The following is a 25905-nucleotide window of genomic DNA, read 5'->3' as shown; positions in this document are numbered from 1 at the left end:
ATTATCTCCATAATGCTGCGATGATCCCTAAAATCATACAAAGCAGTCCTGCTACGTAAAAACGCGAAACAACTTTCGTTTCAGGAATACCTTTGTATTCATAATGATGATGTAGTGGGGAACATAGGAAAATACGCTTTTTCCTCAATCGATAACTACCAACTTGTAAAATTACCGATCCTGCTTCTGCGACAAAAACACCGCCCAATAAAATTAAAAGCAATTCCGCACGAAGCATAACAGCACAACTACCCAATACTCCTCCGATAAGTAAGGATCCCGTATCACCCATAAATACCTGAGCAGGAGAACGATTATATTTTAGAAAAGCAAAGCTTATTCCTATCAATGCAGCTAATAGTATGGATACATCTTGTGCTAAAGGAATTGTAGGACTTGCAACAGCGACTACTAACAAACCAAAAGCACTCATACATGTAGTTCCTGCAGCTAAGCCATCGAGACCATCCGTAAGATTTACAGCATTGCTAGTACCTACAATTGCTAACATTGCTAAAGCAAAATAGAAAAGTTTACTTAAAATAGAGTGCCCAAAAGAAACAGTCCCCAAAAAAGGGACCTTCAATGTGCAAAACAGAGCGTTACCTTTATATAGAGAAAATATAGCTATAATTGTGACCGCAGAAATTAATAACTGTAAGACAAATTTCTGTTTAACTGTTATTCCGTGTCCCTTTTTTCTTTTCTTTTTCACTATATCATCATACCAACCTAAAGCTCCCCAACTGACTATCAGAAATACGAACAGCCATGTTGAGAATTTCCCTAAGGGAAGCCAAAAGAAAACAGTTGTTAGCAAAACAATGCAGAAAAGTATTCCTCCAGCTGTAGGGGTATACTTTTTATCCTGATGAAGAGCTTCTAGCTTCTCACAGTGTTCTTTGTGCACTTGATCATAGTGATTCTGCTTTTTCAACCAGCGTATCATAGGCTTGCCTAAGAAAATCCCCAGGAAAAATGCCGAAGCAAATACTATCGATGAAGAAAGAATTAAAGATTCATTAAGATAAGGAAATACAAAACTCATAAGTAAAGTATTAAAAATTAAAAACAGCTCAACAGAGATTCTAAAGCTAAAGATCGTGATCCTTTTAGCAAGACAATATCTCCTTGCTGAACGACTTTCTTCAAGATTTCTTCAATACCCTGAGCAGATGGATAGAAAGAAACTTCACAAGGACTACGTTTTAATAAGTGCTGAATCGGCAACCATTTTTCTCCAATAAAGAAAATAACACTAGCTCTCGATAAAGCTTTCTTCGCAACGATAGTATGACCTTCTTCGGAATAATTTCCTAATTCTGCCATATGGCCTAAGATGAGTATGACTTTCCCACCTTCTGAGGGATTAGGAATCGCATCCAGGGCAGCAATCATTGCTTCAGGACAGGCATTATAAGCATCATTGATTACTTGAATACCATTGCGCATACTTTGCTCAAAACGCATAGGAGGAAGTTGCAAATCACAACAAGAATGGATAATCCTATCCACAGGAACATCAAGAAGCCATGCTAAAGATAGAGAAATTAATAAATTACTATAAGCTGGCTTATATGGGAAAGAAATGGAAAAATCTATATCACCTTCAGGGGTACTTACGATCACGCTATCCTTACGAATAGCCTTATAATAAAAGTCAGCAGTTTCATCATGAAAAGCAAAGGAAAATTTCTCTGAAGATGAGGATTGTTTTATAAAATGAGAATACCAAGGGGAATCCTTGGGAAGAAGTTGCACACGGCTATTTTGTAAAATACGACTCTTTTCTTCAGCAATGCCTTGAACGCCCGTATTGGGGAAATTCATAACATGTTGATCTACTATATTTGTAATTACAGAAACTTCAGGCTCTACTATAGCAAGTAAATCCTTCATATTTCCTGGTTCTGATACTCCCATCTCTAGAATAATGAAATCTTCATCACCATCTGCCATTAATAAACTTAAAGGCACAGTAAGTTGAGAATTATAACTTTTAGGACTAGCATACACTCTGTAGACTGAAGAAAGAAAAGTTTTCGCAAATACTTTTGTTGTTGTCTTTCCAATAGACCCAGTAATACCTACAATCGTTCCCTGAAACAAGTGCCCCTGACTTTCTCCGGCTTCTTTTAAAGCTTCCGTAGTATCATTAACGACTATTAATTCTAAACCAAAAGAATCCCCACAATAGTCTTTAGAAACGACTGCTGCTACAGCTCCTGCTTGTGCTGCATGTTTAAGAAAACAATGTCCGTCTGTACATTGCCCGGAAAGAGCAAAGAATAGATCTCCTGGACGTACCTGGCGACTATCAATGGCAACTCCAGAAATCTTTTTCCCAGATCTTGGGTATTTTACGTCGGATAACATTAAAGATACCCAATCTTCCAATAAGACAGATCGCATTTTTCGGCCTTTTTTCTCTTATTAAAACACACGCACTTAGAGCAACACTGCCTAAATAAGCATACCGTTTACGAGTTCTAAGATTAAATTAGAGAGTATCTCAAATATTCCGTTCGTCAATATAAATAAATATACTACATGAATGCAAGCAACGTTATAACCCCCTAGTGAGATTTCCTACTGACTATAAAATCGTATTTCGCTTAAACTAGGGTTTCCTTTCGCTTTTTCGGTGGCATAGCCAAGCGGTAAGGCCGAGGCCTGCAAAGCCTCTACCCCCGGTTCGATTCCGGGTGCCACCTTTCTTTTTATCTAAGATATTGTACACTAAAAAATGACTTGGTAGTGTGAGGTCTGCTTAAGACTTCTTGGAGGCTACCGATGTTAGATAAGGAAAATTCCCTGTATGATACGGATAAAAAACTTTTCCTGGGAATAGACAAAGTCTTTCATTCTATTAAGGATCATTATGGTCCTCTTGCCTCACCTCTGTCTTTTTCTGAAAACCAAGGTTATCTCACCTTGTCTCGCATAACGTTAGTAGATCCCCATGAAAATATCGGTGTGGATTTTGCTAAATCTATGGCAAAGAAAATCCATAGTAAATACTTCGATGGCGTAACTACTGGTATCATTTTACTCTACTCTCTTCTTAAAGAAAGTTACCTCTTTTTAGATCGAGGTTTATCGCTTTATAAACTTTGCTTTGCTTTAAGAAAAATGGGAGAAAAACTTTTAATCTCTTTGAAAAAGCATTCTTGGCCTTTGAAAGATGGTAATAAAGCTCGGGGGGTAATTTTTTCTTCTCTTCCGGATCCGACAATTGCTACAGAACTAGCAGAGGCTTTTTCAGCCGTAGGTTCTGAAGGATTTATTTTATTATCACAACTTGGGGCATCAAATATACAGATCACTCAAGGATTAAAAATTCCCTGTGGTTATATATCTCCCTATTTCATTTCCCAATCTATACAGCGTACTGTCATACTTTCTCAACCTCGTATCTTCGTTACTGATAAGAAAATTACCTCCATTCTTAATTTCTTACCTTTATTACAAGAATTACACGAGAATGGCGAACAATTGCTTATTTTTTGTAAAGGTATAGATCAAGATGTACTTGCTACATTCACAGTGAACAAACTCGAGGATCTTCTACAAATTATTGTTGTTGATTTGGATCATCCCTCTTTAGATCCAACTGTTGCTGAAGACATTACCTTACTCACAGGAACCACAGTTTTCTCACAAAACTTTTCTCCAGTGATGCAACTCCCTGAACGTGCATCTTTAGGTTCTTGTGCCTCTGTAGAGATCTCTGCAGAAGAAACGGTAATCATTCGTGGAAATAGCGTGTCTGAAGTTCTAGCATTAAAAATACATCAGATAGAAGAAGAAATACGCACGAGCTCCTCTCAAGAGATAAAAGCCGCATTAATAAAGAGAAAGCACCGCTTACAAAGTTCTATTGCTATTGTTCCTATCCGCGAAGAAAATAAGTTTTTCTATTCTTTGGCTCTATCCACCTTAACATCCACTTTAGATAAAGGTTATATTCCTGGAGGAGGTACTGGTCTATTCTATGCTTCTTTAAATCTATGTAATGAAGAGGAAACTTCTAAAGAAGAACGTGCAGCTTTAAATATTATACAAATGTGTTGTCGAGCTCCTTTAGAGCAATTAATCATCAATATAAAATTAGAAAGTAAAGTTGTTGTAGATAAACTTCTAGCGCTATCTACTCCAAGTTTAGGAATGAATGTCATTTCACAGCAAATAGAGGATCTCATTGCTTCAGGAATCTTAGATTCCCTCTCTAAAATAGAAGATATTTTCTCTCTAGCGTTAGATACAGGGTTAAACATACTCTCATCAAAAGTAATCATTAACGACGCGAATAAGTAAACTGTTCTTGAATCTTTTATTTATGAATAGATGATAAAAGCTTTTATCATACAAAACAGTTTTATCTTAATATCTTGAAGACATTGAATCATGTTACTATTCCTTATGGTCTGCAAACAAAACAGTTAATAAGAAAGTCCAAACACAGTACTATGGTCTACTTTAAGTGTTTTATTCTGGAAATATTTTAAAATGAGAGCGCTATTTCCTTCCTTTTTAAATATTAGAAAAACACGTTATCTTCATTCTTTAGGAAAGAAGATCTTTCAATTGTATTTCCTCTCCTATTGGGGAAAGAACTCAAACTGTTGTGAAAGATCTACAGCACAAATAGAGATCTTAAAAATAGTTCAGTATAGGAAATAAGGAATCTTTTTTATTAGCCTGCATGCTTTTAAAATTAAGGTATTCTTAGGGGAACAGGGTGATATGCATAATAAATCTTTAGAAGCTCATCGTATTATTCATATCTCTGACGTGCATTTTTGCGTCTTTCCTAAGAATCCGCTAACTTGTCTTAATAAAAGATTTAAAGGGGCATTACGCCAGATTTTTGGTGGTGTTACATTTCAATCGTCAACTATAGCTGAGCGCTTTCCTGACCTAGCTGTAAAATTACAAGCTGATAGTATTTGTATTACTGGAGATTTTTCTCTTACAGCTCTGAACGCAGAATTCCTACTCGCCAAAGATTTTGTGGATAACTTATCACAAAATACTTCTGTTTATGTACTTCCTGGAAATCATGATGTTTACACTCAAAAAGCATTGAACCATCAAACGTTCTATCAATACTTTCCTAATACACAATTGCAAAACGAACAGATCTCCTTTAACAAGCTTATGGATCACTGGTGGTTAGTTTTACTAGATTGTTCATGTTTGAATGGATGGTTCTCAGCAAATGGTATGATAAAATCATCTCAAATTTCTGTTTTAGAAAACTTCATTCTTAGTCTTCCTCCACAAGAAAATATTATCATTGCTAATCACTACCCTCTCTTACCTACAAAAAATCCTTCGCATGATTTAATCAACCACTTACTTTTACAACACGTCTTGAAAAAGTATTCTAACGTACGCTTATATCTTCATGGGCATAATCATCAGGCTGCAGTTTATAACTGTAAAGATCACGCACCGAATATGATTTTAAATAGTGGCTCTGTCTCATTACCCTCTAATGCGCGCTTCCATATTATAGACTTATATCCACAGGGATACCATGTCTATACTGCAGCAATAACAAATCTCTTGGATACTAAAGAACCTTTAGAGATTTCTATAGAAGCTAGTTTGGAGTCTTGGTAATTTTTAAAGAAAAAGACAGCATTAAAAATGGAAGAATTTGTGTAGAAAATTACACACCTTCTTCACAAATTTTTTCTGCGATAGCTCGAAATACCTCTGGAGTATCGGGAACTTCGCAATGAGAAATATCACGAGCAGATTCCGGCATAGCTATGAGCTTTTCAACCCAAACTTCTCTCTTCTTTTGTTCTTCAAGAACTAAAGCCTTATCTCGTAATTTTTTAAGCAGTTCTGCTTCCGCAGATAGCTCTTTTGTTTTTTTTGTTTCCATATCATGGAATCTAAGAAAATCGTATTTTTTATACAATAGAACTTCGTATAGCTAGAAACTACTTAGAAACTCGAGATTCGTAACTTCCTGTACGTGTGTCTATTTTAACAACTTCACCTTCTTCAATGAAAATAGGAACCATAATTTTTGCTCCTGTGTTTGTCACCGCAGGTTTTAATACTCTTCCTGAAGCTGTGTCCCCACGAACACCTGGTGCTGTTTCAGCAATAGTGAGCTCCATAAAAATTGGAGGCTCTACGCCAATAACATTACCGTTGTATAAGACTAATGTATAGATTGTGTCTTCTAATAACCACTGACGAATATTTTCTATCTTGTCCCAGAAAATCATCTCTTGTTCAAAAGTTTCATCATCCATGAAGGTAGCGCCTTCTTGATCTGAATAAAGGAAACGCATCTGTTGTTCCCGCACATCTGCAGTTTCTACAGATTCTCCAGACTTGAATGTCCTTTCAATGACTCTTCCTGTTAGAAAATTCTTTACCTTAATTCTATTGAAGGCTTGACCTTTTCCTGGTTTTACAAAGTCATTTTGCAAAATCAAATAGGGTTGACCATCTATTTCTATTCTTAATCCTACACGAAATTCACTAGTGCTTACACGAACCATGGGGCCATTTATCCTTAAAATTCTCCTATTTATGTTATCTAGGACATTTTCCTTTGTCCAGAAGAATGTCTCCTAAGGCATGGGATATAATAGTAAAAAATTATTGATTTTAGTTTAAACGTGCAATTTTCCCGTATACCATATAAAACAGGCTATTATTTGATCTCGATAATATCTAGTTAAACTAGGGAGCAAAAGTATGTTTAAGAAAAAAGATACAAACATTAATGAATCGAAAATAGCCCAAGATATGTTAGAGCGTTATTCTGGATCGACTATTGAAGAATTTTGTCCTTATTTGCTCTTAACGAATTTTGCTCACTATACCCATGTATTTGCAGAAGCTTATCAAGTACCTATTTCAAAAGGATCTATGTTTTCTGCAGCACACGCTCCCCAAGTGAATGCTTCTATTCTTGATTTTAAGCTAGGATCTCCCGGAGCAGCTTTGACTGTAGACCTTTGTTCCTTTCTTCCTAATGTAAAAGCTGCCGTTATGCTTGGCATGTGTGGGGGTCTACGTTCACATTATCAAGTCGGGGATTATTTTGTTCCCATAGCCAGTATCCGAGGAGAGGGAACTTCTGATGTTTATTTTCCTCCCGAGGTTCCTGCTCTAGCGAATTTTATGGTTCAAAAAACTATTACAGAAATATTAGAAGAGAAAAAATCGAGTTACCATATTGGAATTACTCACACCACAAACATCCGTTTTTGGGAGTTTAATAAAGAATTCCGAAAGAAACTTTATGAAAATAAAGCGCAAACTATAGAAATGGAATGTGCTACTTTATTCTCTGCGGGTTATAGAAGAAACCTTCCTATGGGAGCTTTGTTACTCATTTCAGACTTGCCATTAAGAAAAGACGGAATAAAAACCAAGGAAAGTGGCAACTTTGTATTAAAGACTTATACTCAGGATCACATCACTACGGGAATCGATGTCATCACAAAACTAGACACAGTATTGAAAAACCGTCCTATAAAAGCCAATAAGGGCTTACCACATATGGAACTAGGAGAGGCTGACGATACTATGCCTAAAGATTCTGGGATTTCAGATAGTGATTATTGAGAAAGTATTCTCTGTAAAATGCAATCTGAAGTAAATCCACAAGCTTCCGCTACATCGGCGGGAGCTCCTGAATAGCCAAACCTATCCATAGCGATAGCCAAACCATTGGAACCGATATATTTATACCAACCCAATGCAGATCCCGCTTCTATAGATACACGCAAGCCTAAATCACCACCAGTTACACTCTCTCGATATTCGAAATCTTGTTGTTCAAATAATTCCCAACAAGGGAAGGAAATTACACGAACTTTCTTATCTAAGTAGATTAACTCCTGAGCTACAGCCAAAGCTAAATGTAATTCTGATCCTGTAGCAAATAAAGTATAGTCTGGCTTGCCTTGAGTCTCTTTTAAAACAATGTAAGCTCCACGGCCTACACCCTCTTTAAATGGTCTATCCGTTTGTGCTAATGTAGGCAAATTCTGCCGAGAAAGAATTAAAGCTGTGGGACCAAGATAACGCAGTGCTGCGTGCCAAGCTCCCTTTACTTCATTAGCATCTCCGGGACGGATAACTTGCAAACCTGGAATTGCTCTTAATGACATGATCTGTTCAATAGGCTGATGTGTAGGACCATCCTCACCCACAAAAATAGAGTCATGAGTAAATTGATAAATGACAGGTAATTTCGCTAATGCTGCTAAACGAATAGCATTTCTTAAATAATCGGAGAATACTAAGAAAGTTCCTCCAAAAGGTCGAAATATCTGAGAGTAGGCTAAGCCATTCATAATGGTTCCCATACCAAACTCTCGAACACCATATTTAATGTTCCTACCGGAAAAATCATGACTATTAATATCTTTAGCATCTGCTATCCATGTTCCATCCGAACTTGATAGATCTGCAGATCCTCCAATAAGTGAAGGAATATTCTTAGCTAAATCTTGAATTATCTTATTAGATGCAGCTCGCCCGGCTATAGCTTCCGGCATCTCTACACCTTCTAGTATTGTTTCTAATTTCTCTGAAGATATCGGAGCCTTTAATGAAAGAAACTCTTGATGCAAATCAGGGAATTGACGTGACCAAACACGAAAATCATCCTGCCATTCTTCCTGAACCTTGCGATCCTCTTGTAATTTGCTAGAGAAGAAAGATCTCACCACAGGAGAAATGAAGAATTTCTCTTCAGGAAGATGCCAGAAACGTTTCGTCTGCTCTACCCCAGCTTCTCCTAAAGGAGAACCATGTGCTTTATGACTCCCTTCTTTAGGGGAACCATGACCGATAACCGTATGCGCTACTATCAATACAGGACGTTGCTGTGATTGTTTAATTTTTACAAACGCTTCATGAATAGCAGAAAAATCATATCCATCAAATTCATAAACTTTCCATCCGTAAGATTCAAAACGCTTTTTAACATCTTCTGAACTTACTTCCCCTAAGAAGCCATCTAAAACAATATTATTGTAGTCATATATAACTACAAGGTTATCCAAACCTAAAGTCCCTGCCAGACTGCAGACTTCATGGCTAACGCCTTCCATCATACATCCATCACCAGCTAGACAATATACCTTGCTATTAAAAATTTCATAATCAGGTCGATTAAAACGAACTTGAAGCATTTTCATAGACAAAGCCATACCTACAGCATTGCCTAAACCCTGACCCAGAGGTCCTGTGGTGGCTTCAACACCCTCCGTTTCTCCAAATTCTGGATGACCAGGAGTCCGTGAATGTAATTGACGAAATTGTTGAAGATCTTCTAAGGAGACATCATATCCAGCAAGATGAAGGCAAGCATACAACAAAGCTGAACCATGTCCTGCCGATAAAACAAACCGGTCTCTATCAATCCATAAAGGATCTTTTGGATTATGTCTCAAAACATAACTGTACAGGTACGCGGCAAGTTCCGCACAACCTAAAGGTAATCCCGGATGACCAGAACCAGCTTTTTGAATAATCTCTATACTTAACTGTTTAAGAGTTCCTGAGATCTTTTCCAAGATATCTACATCGACTTCTCTGTTCACCATTTGTCAGACCTAAAAGTACTTCACAAGAATACAAAGATCAAAATTATAGGGCATACATTACCAAAAAGCAAGACTACTCAATTCATACAGGGTTTCCTAACTACTATATGTTTACTTCATCATCAGCTTCTCTCAACTACATGGGATATTTTTCTATGTTGGGATAAAAAGATTCTTTCTTGGGACAGTATTAGAGACTAAAATGAATCTCTCCCATATAATTACGGCAAGTTCAACATTTTGACATTGCAAAGTCATTTCTTATGTTAAGTAACACTCTTCGATCTAATTTTTTAAAATTTTACGCTAATCGCCACCACACTATTGTTCCCTCCTCTCCCGTTTTCCCCCACAACGACCCCTCCATTCTTTTTACCAACGCAGGAATGAACCAATTTAAGGACATTTTTTTAAACAAAGAAACTGTGAGTTATTCTCGAGCCACAACTTCTCAAAAATGTATTCGCGCTGGAGGCAAGCATAATGATCTCGATAATGTTGGACATACATCTCGCCACCTTACTTTTTTTGAAATGTTAGGAAATTTCTCCTTCGGTGATTACTTTAAAGAGCAAGCAATTGCTTTTGCCTGGGAAGTTTCTCTATCTGTTTTTAATTTTGACCCTGATCTTATTTATGCAACTGTTCATGAAAAAGACGATGAAGCTTTTGCTCTCTGGGAAAAGCATCTCCCCTCCGAGCGTATTTTCAGGTTAACTGATAAAGATAACTTCTGGAGTATGGCAGAAACCGGTCCTTGTGGATACTGTTCTGAACTTCTCTTCGATCGTGGAGAAAAATTTGGTAAAGCTGCCTCCCCTTTGGAAGATACTGAAGGTGAACGCTTTTTAGAATACTGGAATCTTGTCTTCATGGAATTCAATCGCACAGCAGAAGGTTCTTTATTAGCTTTACCTAGCAAACATGTCGATACAGGTGCGGGTTTAGAACGCTTAGTTTCTATCATTTCTGGAACAGATACAGTATTTGAAGCTGATGTTCTGCGTCTCCTGATCTCCAAAACAGAAGAACTATCGGGAAAAACTTATGACGCAAATGAGGCTCTAGGTGCTGCTTTTAGAGTTATTGCTGATCATACGCGCTCATTATCTTTTGCTATTGCTGATGGTTTGCTCCCTGGAAATACAGAACGTGGTTACGTATTAAGAAAAATTTTACGAAGATCTGTAAACTACGGAAAACGTTTAGGATTTACTAAACCTTTCTTAGCGGAAATTGTCCCTTCTTTAGTTGATGCTATGGGAGAGGCTTATCCTGAATTGCGTCTATCTTTATCTCAAATTCAAGAAGTTATGACTATAGAAGAAGAGAATTATTTCAAATCTCTTCATCGTGGTGGAAACTTACTCCAACAGGTACTTAAGTCTTCATCATCGTCCTCAATTATTTCTGGGGAGGATGCTTTCAAATTAAAAGATACTTACGGATTACCTCTTGATGAAATCGCATTATTAGCTAAAGATTACGATTTCTCTGTAGATATGGCGACTTTTTATCAGTTAGAGGAAGAAGCTAAAGAACGTTCTAGAAAGAATATTGCTAAATCCCACAGTTCTATAGATGCAATTTATGATACGCTATCTCTAGAAGAAAATTCAGAATTCATCGGTTATAACGATCTATCTTGCGATACATTTATTGAAGCAATAATCAGTGATGGTAAACAAGTATCCTCACTTAAAGAGAAAGACAAGGGTGCTTTAATTTTAAAAGTCACTCCTTTCTATTCAGAAAAAGGTGGACAAATTGGAGATTCTGGAGAGATATTCTGTTCTGATGGGACATTCATTGTTAGTCATACGACATCTCCAAAAGCAGGGATGATTATCCATCATGGAGAAGTTTCCCAAGGACAACTTTCTCAAGCACAAGCAATAACAGCACAAGTGAATTGCATACGTAGAAAGAAAATTTGTAATAATCATACAGGCTGTCATCTTCTACATAAAGCTTTAGAAATGACTCTTGGTGATCATGTTCGCCAAGCAGGTTCTTATGTTGATGATTCAAAAATTCGTTTAGATTTCACTCACCCAAAAGCTATTGCTCCTGAAGATTTAGCTTCTATCGAGATTTTAGTTAATGAAAAGATTCGAGAAAATCATCGTGTGGAAACTCGTGAAGCTATGTATTCCGATGTTATAAATTCTAAAGAAATTAAACAATTTTTTGGAGATAAGTATAGTGATATTGTTCGCGTAGTCTCAGCAGGCTTTTCTCATGAACTTTGTGGTGGCACTCATGCAGAATTTACAGGAGATCTTGGTTATTTTCGTATCCTTAAAGAACATGCTGTAGCTACAGGGATACGCCGTATAGAAGCTGTAACTGGTAAAGAAGCTGAGGTTCTAGCGCATCAAGACAATGAAAATCTCAATGAAATTGCTCTTATTTTACAATCTCCTCGAGATCAAATTCTGAACAAACTACAGAACGTTTTAGAAGAGAAAAAAGAACAAGCAAAACAGATCTCTGAATTAGAGAACAAGCTTATCAATTCTCTATTGGATAAGCTTATTGATCGTTGTCAGCAGGTTGAAGACGTTTCCTATTTGATTCATCACCTACCCGAATCAGAAAGTCATCGTCTACAACAATATGCTAACTGCTTACATCAAAAAATACCCTCACGCTTGATTTCCTTATGGACAACTCAGAAAAACGGAAAATACATCATTTTTTCTCGAGTTTCTGATGATCTTGTTAAACAAGGACTACAAGCCAAAGATCTTTTAAAAATATTACTCACACCCTGTGGTGGTCGTTGGGGAGGAAAAGATATATTTGCACAAGGTAGTGCCGATAATCTCCCACAAGCAGACGCATTAAATAATACTTTATGGCAATGGATTTCGACCCAGTTAATTTAAACTTACCTATCTTATCTGAAATAACTAACGCCTCTATTCCATTACTAATAGAAAATATCCGTCCTGGAGCTCGCGGATTCTTAGCTGCTAAGTTTTTCCGTGAGAGGAACGAGTCTGTGGTAATGATTACTACACGCTCCCGTATTGACGATCTCTTTGAAGATCTCTCTTCATTTTTAGGATTTTCTCCTGTTGAGTTTCCCTCATCAGAAATTGATCTATCTCCAAAGTTGGTCAATATTGATGCTGTTGGTAAACGTGATAAGATTCTTTATGAATTATATGAAAAGAAAGTTCCTTTATTTTGTGTAACCACATTAAAAGCTTTATTAGAGAAAACACGCTCACCAAAAGATACCGCGCATCAACATCTAGATATTCAAGTTGGGGATATGCTAGATCCCGAAATGATGATCGATCTATGTAAAGACTTAGGATATCGTCATGAAACTCTTGCTAGTGATAAAGGTGAGTTTGCTTATCGTGGGGGGATCATTGACATCTTTCCTTTATCTTCTCAAGAACCTTTCCGAATAGAATTTTGGGGAGAAAAGATCATCTCAATACGTCCTTTTAATCCTTCTGATCAACTCTCAACAGGAAAAGTTTCTAAGCTTTCGATATCTCCAGCAACAAAAGATTCAGGGAAAGAAGTATTATCACATTGCTTGCTAGATTATTTTAACACACCCCCAGTATTTATCTTTGACAATCTAACAATGTTAGAAGATGACTTTTCTGAAATTTCAGGAACATTGTCCTCACTACCTAACCGTTTTTTATCAGTTACAGATTTATGTGAGCGTGCTTTTCAATCCCCTACAATTTTCTTTGAAGAGAAAAGTTTCCCTAATGTCCATGCTCTTAAAAATAATGAAGTAAATATCGAAGTCTTTCATCGTGATGTAAAAGCTTCACGACTTGTTGCTCCATTTGTATATCCTAATGAGACTATCGACGAGCAAGAAAATCCTCTTCTGGGTTTTCTACAAAAACTTCAAGAATATGTTCCTAATAAAGGCCAACCTTTTAACGTAGCAATCTACAATACAAAAGCGAAATCTTTAAAAGAAGCCCGTGCTTTAGTAGAAACACTAGCAGAAAATTCTATATACATTCACGAAAGACCTGGAAATCTCTCTTCAAGTTTTGCACTTGTTGAAGAAAAATTTGCAGCGATTTCCCTTTCGGAATTTGCCTCCACAAAAATATTGAGAAGGCAAAAACAGAGAAATTATTTTTCTATAACTACCGAAGAAGTTTTCGTTCCTGTTCCTGGAGAGACTGTTGTGCACCTTCACAATGGTATTGGTAAGTTTATCGGAATGGAAAAGAAACCTAATCATTTAAATATTGAGACCGATTATCTGGTTCTTGAATATGCTGATAAGGCTAGGCTGTATGTACCCTCTGATCAAGCTTATCTAATTTCACGTTATGTAGGGGCATCTGAAAAAGCTCCTGATCTTCACAACCTTAATGGTTCTAAATGGAAGAGATCTCGAGATCTCTCTGAAAAATCCCTTGTGCTTTATGCTGAAAAACTTCTTCAGCTCGAAGCACAACGTTCTACTATTCCTTCGTTTATTTATCCTCCCCATGGAGAAGAGGTAATTAAATTTGCAGAAAACTTCCCTTATGAGGAAACTCCCGATCAGTTAAAAGCTATTGAGCAAATTTATTCTGACATGATGTCAGATAAGCTGATGGATCGATTAATTTGTGGTGATGCAGGATTTGGAAAGACAGAAGTCATCATGCGTGCTGCTGTGAAAGCTGTTTGTGATGGCCATCGGCAAGTTATTGTTATGGTTCCCACAACAATTCTAGCGAACCAACATTATGAGACTTTTTCACAACGAATGGCAGGATTACCAATAAACATTGCTGTTCTTTCACGATTTTCTGAAAAGAAAACGATGAAAAAGATCTTTGAGGATACTGCTAAAGGCGATATTGATATCCTAATTGGAACGCATAAGTTAATAAATAAAAACTTAGAATTTAAAAATCCTGGTTTATTAATCATTGATGAGGAACAACGTTTTGGCGTTAAGGTCAAAGACTTTCTAAAAGAACGTTATCCTACTGTAGATTGTCTGACAGTATCTGCCACACCGATTCCTAGAACATTGTATATGTCTTTATCAGGAGCTCGTGACCTTTCTTTAATCACTATGCCTCCGTTGGATAGGCTTCCCGTCTCTACATTTGTTTTAGAGCACAATGAGGAGACATTATCCGCAGCCTTACGTCATGAATTACTTCGTGGTGGTCAAGCTTATGTGATTCATAACCGTATTGAGAGTATTTTTAGATTAGGAAATACAATACGAACATTAGTTCCTGAAGCACGCATTGCTGTTGCTCATGGGCAAATGTCATCAGATGAACTAGCCTCTATTTTCCATAAATTTAAAAATCAAGAGATTAACGTTCTTGTAGCAACAGCACTGATAGAAAATGGTATTGATATTCCGAATGCTAATACTATTTTAGTAGATCAAGCAGATAAGTTTGGTATGGCAGATCTTTATCAAATGAAGGGTAGAGTAGGAAGATGGAACAGAAAAGCCTATTGTTATTTCCTAGTTTCTCATTTAGATAGATTGTCAGGTCCAGCTACAAAACGTTTAGAAGCTTTGAATAAACAAGAATACGGTGGTGGGATGAAAATCGCCCTTCATGATTTAGAAATTCGTGGAGCGGGGAATATCTTAGGAACAGACCAATCAGGTCACATAAGTGCAATTGGATTCAATCTCTACTGTAAACTATTGAAAAAGACAGTCGCCGCATTAAAAAATAATACTTCTCCCTTGTTATTTAACGACGACGTAAAGATAGAGTTCCCTTACAAATCACGTATTCCTGATACCTATATTGATCTAGCGTCTATGCGTATAGAATTCTATCAGAAAATAGGTAGTGCTGAAGATACTGAACAACTTGAACTAATAAAAGAAGAGATGAGAGATCGCTTTGGCCCTATTCCTGAAGAGGTTCTATGGTTATTTGCCCTAGCTCAAGTACGCCTGTTTGCTCTACAGCACAACATCTCTAGCATTAAAGGCACGGGAAATGCTTTGTATATTCAACAATGTCATGGAAAAACAGAGCAAATAAAGAAAACATTACCATATTCTTTATCTCCAACTCCAGAGTTGCTAATATCTGAAGTTTTAGAATCCATAGAGAAAGCTTTTCCTCTAAAAACCCCTCATTAAGGAGGCGTTATGTCAGGATTTTACGATGTTATAAAACCGAAAACTACACGCCCACCTGTATGGTTTTTACGGCAGGTAGGAAGATACATGCCTCAATATAAAGAGCTCAAAGGCTCTCAAACATTGAAAGCTTTTTTCCACAGTACGGAAGCCATTACTGAAGCAACTCTTTTAGGACCGAGTTTATTAAAAGTAGATGCAGCGATTCTCTTTGCTGATATTCTTTCACTATTAGATGGTTTTAATATCTCCTACGATTTTGCTCCCGGACCACAAATCTCCTTTTTTCCTAATCAAGAATTGATTTTCACAAAAGATCCTCAAGAGACATTTTCCTACCTTCTCGAAGCAATCAGAAAACTTGTGAAACGTTTAACAGTCCCTTTAATCGCTTTCGCAGCGTCTCCTTTCACTATGGCAAGCTATCTTTTAGATGGTGGAGCTTCTAAAGATTTCCCGAAAACGATGGCATTTCTTTATCAACATCCTGAAAAGTTCGATGCCTTGCTTAAGAAATTAACAGAGGGAACAATTATTTATCTTAAAGAACAAATTCATGCTGGAGCTTCAGCAATTCAATTATTTGAATCTTCAAGTTTACGTTTACCCTCAGAATTATTTTCTCGTTATGTGACAACACCAAATACACAACTTATTTCTCAATTAAAGCAACACGTCTCCTCCCCTATAAGTTTATTTTGTCGCTGTTTCGATGAGAACTTTTTAGATCTCTATTCTACAGGTGCAGATACACTACACCCTGACTATCACGTAAATCTTAACAAGATTTATAAAACAGTCGCACAGCCAGGATCTTTACAAGGAAATATTGATCCTGCACTATTTCTACTTCCTCAAGATCAGTTTCTCGCTCATCTTGAAAAGTACCTTACCACTTTGAAATATCAACCTAACTATATTTTCAATTCAGGGCATGGCATTCTCCCTGAAACTCCTTTAGAAAACGTCAAAGCTGCGGTATTATGTTTAACGTCAATTTCAACTTCTTAGAAGGTCTTCATCAACCTGCACCGAGATATACAAGCTACCCAACAGCTCTAGAATGGAAATCATCCGATGCTAATCCCGCATATCTTGCTTTTGAACGCCTCCGAGAAGATGACCGTCCCCTATCACTATATTTCCATATTCCTTTCTGTCAGTCTATGTGTCTGTATTGCGGATGTTCTGTAATCATCAACCGTCGCGAAGATATCGTAGAAGACTATATCTCTACTCTTATTAAAGAAATGGAGCTTGTGAATACTCTTTTAGGAGGGAAACGGAAAACTTCACGAATTCATTTTGGAGGAGGAACCCCAAGCCGATTATCTAGAGCGCTATTTGAAAAGTTATTCTTCCATATCCATCGTTTATTTGATCTTTCTGAAGTCGAAGAAATTGCTATTGAATTCGATCCTCGTTCTTTAAGGAACGATAGTGAAAAAGCTGAGTTTATCCAATCACTAGGATTTAATCGTGTAAGCTTAGGAGTTCAAGATACGCAAGCTGCTGTTCAAGAAGCCGTACGACGTCGTCAAAGTCATGAAGAATCTCTTTATGCTTATGAGAAATTTCGTGGGTTAGGTTTTGAGAGTATAAATATAGATTTGATTTATGGTCTTCCTAAGCAAACGAAAGTAACATTTACACAAACAATTGCTGATATTTTACAGATGCGTCCTGATCGCTTAGCCTTGTTTTCATTTGCTTCTGTTCCTTGGATAAAGCCGCATCAAAAAGCTATGAAAGAAAGTGATATGCCTTCTATGGAGGAAAAGTTCGCTATATATTCTTATGCACGACATACATTAACAAAGTCGGGATATCAGGCAATCGGTTTAGACCATTTTTCCCTACCCGAAGATCCTCTAAGCATAGCTTTTAAAAATAAAACTCTGATTCGCAATTTCCAAGGATATTCCTTACCTCCAGAAGAAGATCTTATAGGACTAGGAATGACATCAACAAGTTTTATCCGTGGTATATATTTACAAAATGCAAAAACTCTAGAATCGTACCACGAAACCATTCTTTCAGGATCTTTAGCGACAATTAAAAGTAAGATTCTTTCAGAAGATGATAGAATAAGAAAATGGGTAATCCATAAGCTCATGTGTACATTTTCTGTATCTAAAGAAGAATTCTCTGATCTTTTCGGCTATCGTTTTGACGATTATTTTTCCGAAAGTCAAGAACGTGTAGACGGTATGGCAACAACAGGGTTAATCCAAAATAGCTCTTCTTTTCTTACCGTAACCCCATTAGGAGAGCTGTTTGTACGAGTAATTGCTACAGCTTTTGATGCTTATTTTCTAAAAACTGTTTCTTCAAGCCCTAGGTTTTCAAGATCTATATGAAAAAAGTCATTGTTATAGGAGCAGGAATTTCAGGATTAGCCACAGCATGGTGGTTACATAGAAAATTCCCTAATAGCGAACTGATAATTATAGATAAGACAGATCGTCCCGGAGGGCTTATCTATACAGATCATCAAAAAGATTTTCCCCTAGATCTCGGACCTAAAGGTTTTCTAGTGCGTGGTGAGGGAGAATATACCCTTGGATTAATCCATGATTTAGAATTACAAGATTTCCTCATAGCTAGTGATAAAACAGCGAAAAAACGTTTTATCCGCTACAAAGGGAAAACTCGTAAAGTCTCCCCATGGACATTGATAAAAGAAGGCTTACCCTTTGCCATGATCAAAGATCTCTTTGCTCCCCGATACACAAAAGATAGTTCTGTTTATGATTTTTTACGTCGTCATAGTACAACAAATCTTATTCATAATGTGTTAAATCCCGTTGTTACAGCAATTCGTGCAGGGCATAGTGATGTACTTTCTGCGCATATGGCTTTTCCAACTCTTTCTCAACGCGAAGCAAAAACAGGATCGATATTACGTAGTTATCTAAAAGAATCTTTGAAGAAAAAAAATAAAAACGCTCCTTATCTTGCTTCACTGCGTCCAAATTTAGGTATTCTCATTGATACTTTAGTAAGGAAAATCCCAGCCACATGGAGATTTTCTTCACCTGTAACAAAAATAGACTGTTTCCCCTCCGAAGTTGTGGTATCAACAACAAACGAAACATTCTCAGCAGATTTAGCAATTTATACAGGGCCTACAACTGTATTACCTTCCCTTATTGATATTCCTGGGATGAAGCATCTTGCTAATAAAATACTCCATTGGGATCTTTCCTGTGTGACCTTAGGTTGGGATAGGGATACTCCTTCTATCCCGAAAGGTTATGGAATGCTTTTTGCTGATGAACCTCCCTTACTTGGTATTGTCTATAACACTGAAGTCTTTCCCCAACAGATACCTGGGAAAACGATTATCTCATTATTATTAGAAAATCGCTGGCATGACGAAGAAGCTTATGCTTTTTCTTTAGCAGCGATTTCTGAATATCTGGGAATTTCCACAAAACCCGATGTATTTTCATTATTCTCCCCGGAAGAAGGCCTACCTCAACATTGTGTAGGGTTTTTAAAAATGAAAAATCAGATACTTCCTTCTATTCCTCATAATTTAAAAATTGTAGGGCAGAATTTTTCGGGGCCAGGTTTAAATAGGTGCGTGGCTTCAGCCTATCATGCCGTCGCCGCCATCTAAAGGAAGGAAACGCTCACAAAGAGAAAGTGTTGTGGTTAGCATCTTTCCGAAATATTCCCTTCGCGAAGACATTTCGAGTAATCTTTTTTCAATATGATCTAGGAGATGCTGGGCTAACTTCTCTGTTTCATTAAGTCTCTCATAAGCGCAAGCGAGTCCTGATACCCAACGCATTTCCATAGTTACACGATTAGTGATTTCTTCAATAAGAGTCACCTGTGGATGATTAGGCGTTTGCCAATCCCCTTTTATCTCTTCAAAAATTTCAATGGCCCGTGAAGTATTTCCAAACGCAAGATAAGCATCAGCAAGATCTAACTTCAAAGTATAGTATATATATGTCCAAGCTTTTGCATTTTCTCCAGATAAAGTGACCTCTGAAAACTCATTCAAAGCTTTTATAAACCAACTAATTTTCCTAATCATTGAAGATTCCGCATACCCTTGAAGATAGTATGCCAAAGATAATAACGAAGAATGAGGGAAGAGTTCTTGAAAACAAGATAGATGGGATAAGGCAGCCTCTTTCCCAGAGAGATAGTCTTCAATATCATAAGCAAGAAGATACAACCGATCCCCATACAAACGAAGATTTAAATGATCACAATAGAGATCAAGATTCTTACTAGATTTTCGTGTCAATGCCCAAACCAACCTAACAGTAGATTGTAGCGAAGAACGCTCTTGAGAAAAAATGTGTGTTAGCGACGCACTAGATTGTACATTTTTATAATATAGGGAAGAAAAACAACATTTTGCGAGATCTTCTAAAGCTGCAGATGAGCCTATCTCAATGGTAGGAGATACTTCTTTGGACAGTTCCCCACGACGAAATGCTAACCACAAAGTTAAAGCTCTACTATATTCAAGATCTCCTGCTTTCTCTTTAGTTTTTTCTAAATATTCTTGTTCAGTTAGGTCGATTTGTGAATCAATAAGAGAAAGTATAGGACTATCATTATGAATCTCATAACGCTTTATCATGTCATAGATAAAATAATGATAGAGATCCTCAAGAGATATCCTACCATTACCACTAAGCGACTCACATACCTTAACAACATAAGATGAAGATCCGTGATCTTTCTTTACAAACAATGCATCCAGGGATTTTAGAATTTTACGATGTAAAAATGAGAAATGAGATTTGGAGATGAACTCTTTACAAGAATTGATTTTTTTTTGAAGAGCATAAGTAAGAAATAATCCCAAACCTGCCTCTTCACGACTCCAACTTTTATAAGCCCTAAGGAAAAAATCCTCAGCGGCATCATACTTTTGTTCTCGGCAAGAAATACAGCCTAAGTATTCATATACTCGAGCTAAAGTCACTCCTAATCTAGAAGCATAATCTAAAGTGGATAAGAAAATTTCCCGAGATTTTATGAAATCCTGTTTCTCATAGCTATAGCAACCTAAGAAAAAACTATACTCTGGGAAGTAAGCATGTTCCAAAACAAATACAGATTCCCCAGCAATTAATAGCCTCTGCATGGCAGGGAGATTTTTGAGCTGATGATAAATCTCTAGTAATGAAAAGTAGCCATAATAAAGTAATGTCGATTGTAAATAGTTTCCATGATCTATAAGAACTTCTAATTCACGAATGCCCTCTTCTTGATTCCATGGAAGCGTATACAAGGCATGGGCGAGAAGAAGTACATCAACTTCATGAGCTCGTTGTACTTCTCCCTGAGCTATTCTCAACATCAATTTATCAATAGCTCGTGCGTAGTCTCGTTCAGCCTGACAATAAGGCAATAGTAAAGATTCACAAGACGTTTTGGCCTCTCGGGTTTTTTCAATTTTTAACCCTAAAACTATTTTCCTTAAAAAAATCTTCTCTATATCAACAACATCAGGATGGGGACTGCACGTACCCTCTTCAACACTATAAGAAAGTTTCTCACATAATCTTAAAGCTTCGTCGTAATCTCCCCGGGCTTTCATTACGAGGATCTCTTGTTTACGATCCTCGTAACTACTATGTAAAGTCATACTATAGAGCTGAAGAAGAAGATTATCTTCTAAAGTTTCTCTGTTACCGCCAATATTATGGAATTGCGTTATCAAATTCTTCAAAGAAACGCTATCAGGATTCAATCTCTGCCAAGCAAGACGTATTTCAGACCTAATATGAGGAGGAATCGTCACTACGGATAATAATTTTCTTATTATATCTTTACTTGTAGATCTATCGTCTTGTTTGATCTTCACCTGTACATATTGACGCGTTAATGATGCTACAGTCTCCCAATCTCTAGGAGACAACACTGTTTTTTCAGAAATTATACGCTCTACAAATGCTGCGAAAACTTCATCACAAGCAGTTCCCGATTTCAATGTTGTATGTACATCCGCACAATAGTGGCCAAAAGATAATTGTTGCGTTGGAGCTGCACCAACAACACTTACACTCATAATTAAATAAAATTGAAAAACGCATATTAATGCGCGAAGATATACTTTCATGATAGATATCTCTCTACCATAGTACTGGCAGGAATTGTAAAAAAATCACAATAGTTCAAAAAAACAAACTATATGCAAACCAAAAGTATAGGAGAAGACACTATTACTAAAAAAGAAAGTTCTTTTTGAAATTTTGTTATAAATTAAATAGTGACAGAACCTCAATACCACCTAAAAAAAATAAAAAAAACTCATTAATGAAAATCAAAAGTTTACTTCTTTTAAAAAAACGATCTCGATCTTGCGTCAACTAACTTACTGACAAACAAAGAAGTATGAAAAACTAAAAAAAGTAAAAACGATTCTCTATTTTCTTTTCTCTAAAAAAATTGTTGCATGAATTTGAACAAACAAACTAATTAAAAATTAAAACAAGTAAAAATAGTTTAAAACAACAACTAGAGGACGCTTTTCATGGCGCTAAAAGATACGGCAAAAAAAATGAAAGATCTGTTGGAAAGTATCCAACATGACTTAGACAAAGCCGAAAGAGGAAATAAAGCAGCAGCTCAGCGAGTACGTACTGACTCTATCAAATTAGAAAAAATTGCTAAGCTGTATAGAAAAGAATCGATCAAAGCTGAAAAGTCTGGCTTAATGAAACGCAAGCCTGCAGCAAAAGCTAAAAAAGTTGCTGCTGCTAAAAAGCCTGCAAAATCTGCACCTAAGCCTAAAGCAAAAGTAAAAGCTAAAGCCAAACCAAAAGTAAAAGCTAAAGCAGCCCCTAAAGTAAAAGCAAAAGCTCCTGCAAAAAAGACTCCAGCTAAAGCAAAGGCCAAAAAAAGCTCTAGATCTCGCTCCCTAAGAAAATAATTTTTTCCTTGTCTTGGTTTTTAGAGGGTAATTATATTTTATGATTGGCCCTCTTTTTTTCTCCCTTACCTTACCTTCAAAAGATTATCCCCAGAAACCATCCTTATGATAAAATTCTGCAGTAATTTTTATCTGCAAAATATCATATTTCTATTACATCACTGCAGGTATGTGATGAGTTTCACACAAAGCTGCATGCTAAAATAGAAGTCTTTATAAAGGTGGGCCATGCCTACAATAATGAACTGTAAACACCTAGGCACTTGTGGGGGATGTTCCTCACCTCAGTCTGCCTATGCTGATTCTTTAAAAGCTAAAGAACTTATCTTACACGAACTCTTCGCTCCTATCTTCCCTCCTTCAGAAATTCTTCCTGTGATTCCTTGTGATCCAATATTGCGAGGGAGAAATAAAATGGAGTTCTCCTTTTTTCAGACAAGTGATGGGAAGAAAAGTTTAGGATTTATTACGCCTACAAAACCTAAACAAGGCGTTCCTATTACAGAATGTCTCATGATTCATGAACATGCTATGGATATCCTAGATCTTACACGCACTTGGTGGGATAATCATCCTGAACTTACAGCTTACTATCCTCCTTTTAACAAGGGATCTCTCTGTACTCTTACTGTGCGTATTGGAAATCCAAAACAGGCACTCATGGTTATTCTAACAACCTCCGCAAGAGAAGAATATGCTGTTGATAAAAGGGTTATTGAGGAATGGAAAAATACTCTTATACATTCTACTCTCCCTATTGCCTCTATTGTTTGGGAAGAAAAAGTCAGCGCAAAAAATGCTCCAACATATTTCCGTTCTCACTTACTTCACGGGAAACTATTTATTGAACAAACATTAACACTACCTAAAGATGGAAATTCTGGAGTGTTTCACGTGCGTCCTAGAAGCTTTTTTCAACCTCAAAGCCTTCAAGGAGCAAAAATTATAGAAATCGCTAAAGAGTTTATGAACCCTCAGGGATCTGAAACACTACTCGATCTCTATTGTGGTGCAGGAACTATAGGTATCATGCTCTCTACCTATGTAAAAAAAGTCATAGGAGTAGAAATCGTCCCGGACGCTATAGATTCCGCAAAAGAAAATATCTTAATAAATAAAAAAGAAAATCTCATCGAAGTGCATCTAGAAGATGTAAAAACTTTCTGTAGACGACATCAAGATAGCCCTCCTCCTGATGTGGTTGTTATTGATCCTCCTCGTTGTGGAATGCAAAATAAGGTTCTTAAATACCTTCTAAGAATTTTCCCTAAAAAAATTATTTACATATCATGCAATCCTAAAATACAGTTTGAGGAATGTTGTAGTTTAATTTCTGCAGGTTATTGTATTAAAAAAGTTCAACCCTTGGATCAATTTCCTCATTCTCCGCACTTAGAAAATATTATTTTATTAGAAAGAGAGGATAACCTCTAGGAAAAGCATTGAACGTACGCTTCCTATTGTGTTAACCTTTCCCTGAAATAACCGAAGTAAAGGTGGTTTAATGTTATCTCGTTTATTCATGTGTTTTTTATTTCTTTTGAGTTCGTCAGCTCTCCTAGCAGATGAAGACGGTACTCCAGTAAAAAGTACTTTTGCCCAGCCCGCTGTAATGCTAGGCATTGCCATTTTGTTCTTTTACTTCATTTTATGGCGCCCTGAACAGAAACGTAGAAAAGCTATGGAAAAACGCAAAAACGAACTTGCGAAAGGCGATAAAGTTACTGCTATGGGAATTCTAGGAACTATTGATGAGATCCGAGAGCATACCGTAATTCTTACTATTACCTCCGGAAAGATTGAGATATTAAAAGCAGCGATCTCTGAAATTTTGAAACCTGATGGAACTAAAGCATAAGCTTTAAGATATAGACGTTTACTTTCTGCGTTATTAGAGAGATCTACATTGATTTTTTATAAGCCAAGTTATAACTTGACACCATAAGCTATTCAAAGAAGTCGAGGATTTTTAGGATCATGACTTGGCTTTCAGGCCTATATTTCATCAGCATTGCTAGTTTAGTATTTTGTGTTATAGGTTTGATACTGTCTGGGATCATTCTTATTTCCCGCAAATTTCTAGTTAAAGTTCATCCTTGCAAGCTAAAAATCAATAATGATGACTCTCTTACAAAAACAGTAGATAGTGGTCACACTCTCTTGTCTTCTCTATTAGATTCAGGTATTCCTATACCTTCTCCATGCGGAGGTAAGGCAACTTGTAAACAGTGTAAGGTAAAAATTGTAAAAGACGCTGACCAGCCTCTAGAAACAGATCGTGCTACTTTTTCTAAGCAGCAGCTAGAACAAGGCTGGCGTCTTTCCTGCCAAACAAAAGTTCAACATGATATGTGTTTGGAAATAGAAGAACGTTATTTACATGCTTCTTCTTGGGAAGGTACAGTCGTATCTAATGATAACGTTGCCACATTCATAAAAGAACTTGTTGTATCTGTTAGTCCTGAACACCCTATCCCCTTTAAACCTGGGGGATACCTACAAATTAGTGTTCCTGCATACAAAACTAATACTTCCGATTGGAAACAAACTATGGCTTCTGAATACCATAGTGATTGGGAACATTTTAATTTATTTGACCGAACTATAGATAACAGTCTCATAGAATCGGATTCTGCAAATAAGGCATATTCTCTAGCTTCATATCCTGCAGAACTCCCTATCATTAAATTCAATATCCGTATTGCAACACCACCTTTCATTAACAACACTCCAAATCCTGAGATTCCTTGGGGAATATGCTCATCGTATATTTTCTCATTGAAACCTGGAGATAAGATTACTGTTTCTGGTCCTTACGGAGAATCCTTCATGAAAGAAAACAACCGCCCCTTAATTTTCTTAATCGGTGGTGCGGGTTCTTCATTTGGTAGAAGTCATATCTTGGATCTCTTATTAGACAAGCACTCTACAAGAGATATCACCTTATGGTACGGAGCACGTTCTCTAAAAGAGAACATCTATCAAGAAGAGTATGAAAAATTAGAGAAAGACTTTTCTAATTTCCATTACCATTTAGTATTATCAGAACCTCTTCCTGAAGATATTGCCTCGGGTTGGGATAAAAACAATCCTGAGAAAACGAATTTTCTATTCCGAGCTTTTGAGCTTGGTCAACTCAGTAAACTGAGTAATCCTGAAGACTATCTATATTATGTATGTGGTCCACCACTACACAATAGTAGTATTTTAAAATTACTCGATAACTACGGTGTAGAGCGATCTTCTATAGTTCTCGATGATTTCGGAAGCTAGTCTTTAGA

18 protein-coding genes and 1 tRNA gene are annotated in these 25905 nt (G+C 36.8%); 13 read left to right on the top strand and 6 right to left on the bottom strand.

The annotated features are described in order from the left end of the window. Position 1: 1 nt before the first annotated feature. On the bottom strand, positions 2-1048 hold the full coding sequence (mraY, locus tag O1W69_RS02300) for a phospho-N-acetylmuramoyl-pentapeptide-transferase (protein WP_375793901.1): 1047 nt from the start codon (positions 1046-1048) through the stop codon (positions 2-4). 17 nt (positions 1049-1065) lie between these two features. Next, a complete protein-coding gene (gene murF, locus O1W69_RS02295) occupies positions 1066-2412 on the bottom strand; it encodes a UDP-N-acetylmuramoyl-tripeptide--D-alanyl-D-alanine ligase (RefSeq protein WP_375793900.1) in 1347 nt (448 codons plus the stop codon). 231 nt (positions 2413-2643) lie between these two features. On the opposite strand from murF, the gene O1W69_RS02290 reads away from it, so the two are divergent. The 3 genes from O1W69_RS02290 to O1W69_RS02280 all read left to right on the top strand — a co-directional run bounded on the left by O1W69_RS02290 (position 2644) and on the right by O1W69_RS02280 (position 5628). Beyond that, positions 2644-2714 (top strand) — tRNA-Cys (locus O1W69_RS02290). 79 nt (positions 2715-2793) lie between these two features. Further along, positions 2794-4317 (top strand): variant chaperonin GroEL3, encoded by a 1524-nt coding sequence (groEL3, locus tag O1W69_RS02285; RefSeq protein WP_375793899.1) that lies wholly within the window; start codon positions 2794-2796, stop codon positions 4315-4317. 429 nt (positions 4318-4746) lie between these two features. Beyond that, entirely contained in the window at positions 4747-5628 is an 882-nt protein-coding gene (locus tag O1W69_RS02280) for a metallophosphoesterase family protein (protein WP_375793898.1), read from the top strand. A 49-nt stretch (positions 5629-5677) separates the two neighbouring features. Here the strand turns inward: O1W69_RS02280 and O1W69_RS02275 are convergent, their stop codons facing one another. Together O1W69_RS02275 and efp are read right to left on the bottom strand one after the other, a co-directional pair. Further along, on the bottom strand, positions 5678-5899 hold the full coding sequence (locus O1W69_RS02275) for a hypothetical protein (RefSeq protein WP_375793897.1): 222 nt from the start codon (positions 5897-5899) through the stop codon (positions 5678-5680). A gap of 58 nt (positions 5900-5957) precedes the next feature. Then, positions 5958-6530, bottom strand: a complete 573-nt coding sequence (gene efp / locus O1W69_RS02270) for an elongation factor P (RefSeq protein WP_011006828.1) — start codon at positions 6528-6530, stop codon at positions 5958-5960. Between the two features lie 199 nt (positions 6531-6729). Between efp and O1W69_RS02265 the strand changes: the two genes are divergently transcribed. Continuing rightward, positions 6730-7605 (top strand): AMP nucleosidase, encoded by an 876-nt coding sequence (locus O1W69_RS02265; protein ID WP_375793896.1) that lies wholly within the window; start codon positions 6730-6732, stop codon positions 7603-7605. Here O1W69_RS02265 and tkt read toward each other — a convergent pair. Continuing rightward, complete coding sequence (gene tkt, locus O1W69_RS02260) at positions 7599-9596, bottom strand: transketolase (protein ID WP_375793895.1); 1998 nt, start codon at positions 9594-9596, stop codon at positions 7599-7601. The two genes, O1W69_RS02265 and tkt, sit on opposite strands and share 7 nt — an antisense overlap. A gap of 263 nt (positions 9597-9859) precedes the next feature. On the opposite strand from tkt, the gene alaS reads away from it, so the two are divergent. From alaS to O1W69_RS02235, 5 genes are read left to right on the top strand one after another with little or no spacing between them, the layout of a single operon-like run. Then, positions 9860-12487, top strand: coding sequence for an alanine--tRNA ligase (gene alaS / locus O1W69_RS02255; protein ID WP_375793894.1), 2628 nt, complete (start codon positions 9860-9862; stop codon positions 12485-12487). Next, a complete protein-coding gene (mfd, locus tag O1W69_RS02250) occupies positions 12457-15714 on the top strand; it encodes a transcription-repair coupling factor (RefSeq protein ID WP_375793893.1) in 3258 nt (1085 codons plus the stop codon). Before alaS ends, mfd begins: the two co-directional genes overlap by 31 nt. Positions 15715-15723: 9 nt before the next feature. Further along, positions 15724-16725, top strand: coding sequence for a uroporphyrinogen decarboxylase (hemE, locus tag O1W69_RS02245; RefSeq protein WP_375793892.1), 1002 nt, complete (start codon positions 15724-15726; stop codon positions 16723-16725). Continuing rightward, a complete protein-coding gene (hemN, locus tag O1W69_RS02240; RefSeq protein ID WP_375793891.1) occupies positions 16698-18074 on the top strand; it encodes an oxygen-independent coproporphyrinogen III oxidase in 1377 nt (458 codons plus the stop codon). Before hemE ends, hemN begins: the two co-directional genes overlap by 28 nt. After that, positions 18071-19339 carry a protoporphyrinogen oxidase gene (locus tag O1W69_RS02235; RefSeq protein WP_375793890.1) on the top strand — a complete coding sequence of 423 codons (1269 nt, stop codon included), beginning with the start codon at positions 18071-18073 and terminating at the stop codon, positions 19337-19339. The genes hemN and O1W69_RS02235 overlap by 4 nt, the downstream gene beginning before the upstream one ends. Here O1W69_RS02235 and O1W69_RS02230 read toward each other — a convergent pair. After that, complete coding sequence (locus tag O1W69_RS02230; RefSeq protein WP_375793889.1) at positions 19310-21811, bottom strand: DNA-binding protein; 2502 nt, start codon at positions 21809-21811, stop codon at positions 19310-19312. The genes O1W69_RS02235 and O1W69_RS02230 overlap by 30 nt on opposite strands. A gap of 414 nt (positions 21812-22225) precedes the next feature. Here O1W69_RS02230 and O1W69_RS02225 point away from each other — a divergent pair, with 414 nt between their 5' ends. The 4 genes from O1W69_RS02225 to nqrF all read left to right on the top strand — a co-directional run bounded on the left by O1W69_RS02225 (position 22226) and on the right by nqrF (position 25897). Further along, positions 22226-22624, top strand: a complete 399-nt coding sequence (locus O1W69_RS02225) for a histone (protein WP_375793888.1) — start codon at positions 22226-22228, stop codon at positions 22622-22624. Between the two features lie 228 nt (positions 22625-22852). Beyond that, a complete protein-coding gene (locus tag O1W69_RS02220; protein ID WP_375793887.1) occupies positions 22853-24058 on the top strand; it encodes a class I SAM-dependent RNA methyltransferase in 1206 nt (401 codons plus the stop codon). Positions 24059-24128: 70 nt separating this feature from the next. Further along, entirely contained in the window at positions 24129-24482 is a 354-nt protein-coding gene (gene yajC, locus O1W69_RS02215; RefSeq protein ID WP_375793886.1) for a preprotein translocase subunit YajC, read from the top strand. A 119-nt stretch (positions 24483-24601) separates the two neighbouring features. Then, positions 24602-25897 (top strand): NADH:ubiquinone reductase (Na(+)-transporting) subunit F, encoded by a 1296-nt coding sequence (nqrF, locus tag O1W69_RS02210; protein WP_375793885.1) that lies wholly within the window; start codon positions 24602-24604, stop codon positions 25895-25897. Positions 25898-25905: the final 8 nt, after the last annotated feature.

The organism is Chlamydia sp. 12-01 (assembly GCF_042234205.1).
Taxonomy (GTDB): Bacteria; Chlamydiota; Chlamydiia; order Chlamydiales; family Chlamydiaceae; genus Chlamydia.
Note: the sequence above shows the minus strand (reverse complement) of the source record. Positions and strands in the feature narration are given on the sequence as shown.

Excerpts from the sequence above, each read along its gene's own strand:
- O1W69_RS02225 (WP_375793888.1), top strand. The coding sequence starts at position 22,226 with ATGGCGCTAAAAGATACGGCAAAAAAAATGAAAGATCTGTTGGAAAGT.
- O1W69_RS02230 (WP_375793889.1), bottom strand. The coding sequence starts at position 21,811 with ATGAAAGTATATCTTCGCGCATTAATATGCGTTTTTCAATTTTATTTA.
- O1W69_RS02265 (WP_375793896.1), top strand. The coding sequence starts at position 6,730 with ATGTTTAAGAAAAAAGATACAAACATTAATGAATCGAAAATAGCCCAA.
- mfd (WP_375793893.1), top strand. The coding sequence starts at position 12,457 with ATGGCAATGGATTTCGACCCAGTTAATTTAAACTTACCTATCTTATCT.
- O1W69_RS02275 (WP_375793897.1), bottom strand. The coding sequence starts at position 5,899 with ATGGAAACAAAAAAAACAAAAGAGCTATCTGCGGAAGCAGAACTGCTT.
- efp (WP_011006828.1), bottom strand. The coding sequence starts at position 6,530 with ATGGTTCGTGTAAGCACTAGTGAATTTCGTGTAGGATTAAGAATAGAA.
- hemN (WP_375793891.1), top strand. The coding sequence starts at position 16,698 with ATGTTTAACGTCAATTTCAACTTCTTAGAAGGTCTTCATCAACCTGCA.
- O1W69_RS02280 (WP_375793898.1), top strand. The coding sequence starts at position 4,747 with ATGCATAATAAATCTTTAGAAGCTCATCGTATTATTCATATCTCTGAC.
- nqrF (WP_375793885.1), top strand. The coding sequence starts at position 24,602 with ATGACTTGGCTTTCAGGCCTATATTTCATCAGCATTGCTAGTTTAGTA.
- yajC (WP_375793886.1), top strand. The coding sequence starts at position 24,129 with ATGTTATCTCGTTTATTCATGTGTTTTTTATTTCTTTTGAGTTCGTCA.
- murF (WP_375793900.1), bottom strand. The coding sequence starts at position 2,412 with ATGCGATCTGTCTTATTGGAAGATTGGGTATCTTTAATGTTATCCGAC.
- O1W69_RS02220 (WP_375793887.1), top strand. The coding sequence starts at position 22,853 with ATGCCTACAATAATGAACTGTAAACACCTAGGCACTTGTGGGGGATGT.
- tkt (WP_375793895.1), bottom strand. The coding sequence starts at position 9,596 with ATGGTGAACAGAGAAGTCGATGTAGATATCTTGGAAAAGATCTCAGGA.
- groEL3 (WP_375793899.1), top strand. The coding sequence starts at position 2,794 with ATGTTAGATAAGGAAAATTCCCTGTATGATACGGATAAAAAACTTTTC.
- O1W69_RS02235 (WP_375793890.1), top strand. The coding sequence starts at position 18,071 with ATGAAAAAAGTCATTGTTATAGGAGCAGGAATTTCAGGATTAGCCACA.
- mraY (WP_375793901.1), bottom strand. The coding sequence starts at position 1,048 with ATGAGTTTTGTATTTCCTTATCTTAATGAATCTTTAATTCTTTCTTCA.
- hemE (WP_375793892.1), top strand. The coding sequence starts at position 15,724 with ATGTCAGGATTTTACGATGTTATAAAACCGAAAACTACACGCCCACCT.
- alaS (WP_375793894.1), top strand. The coding sequence starts at position 9,860 with ATGTTAAGTAACACTCTTCGATCTAATTTTTTAAAATTTTACGCTAAT.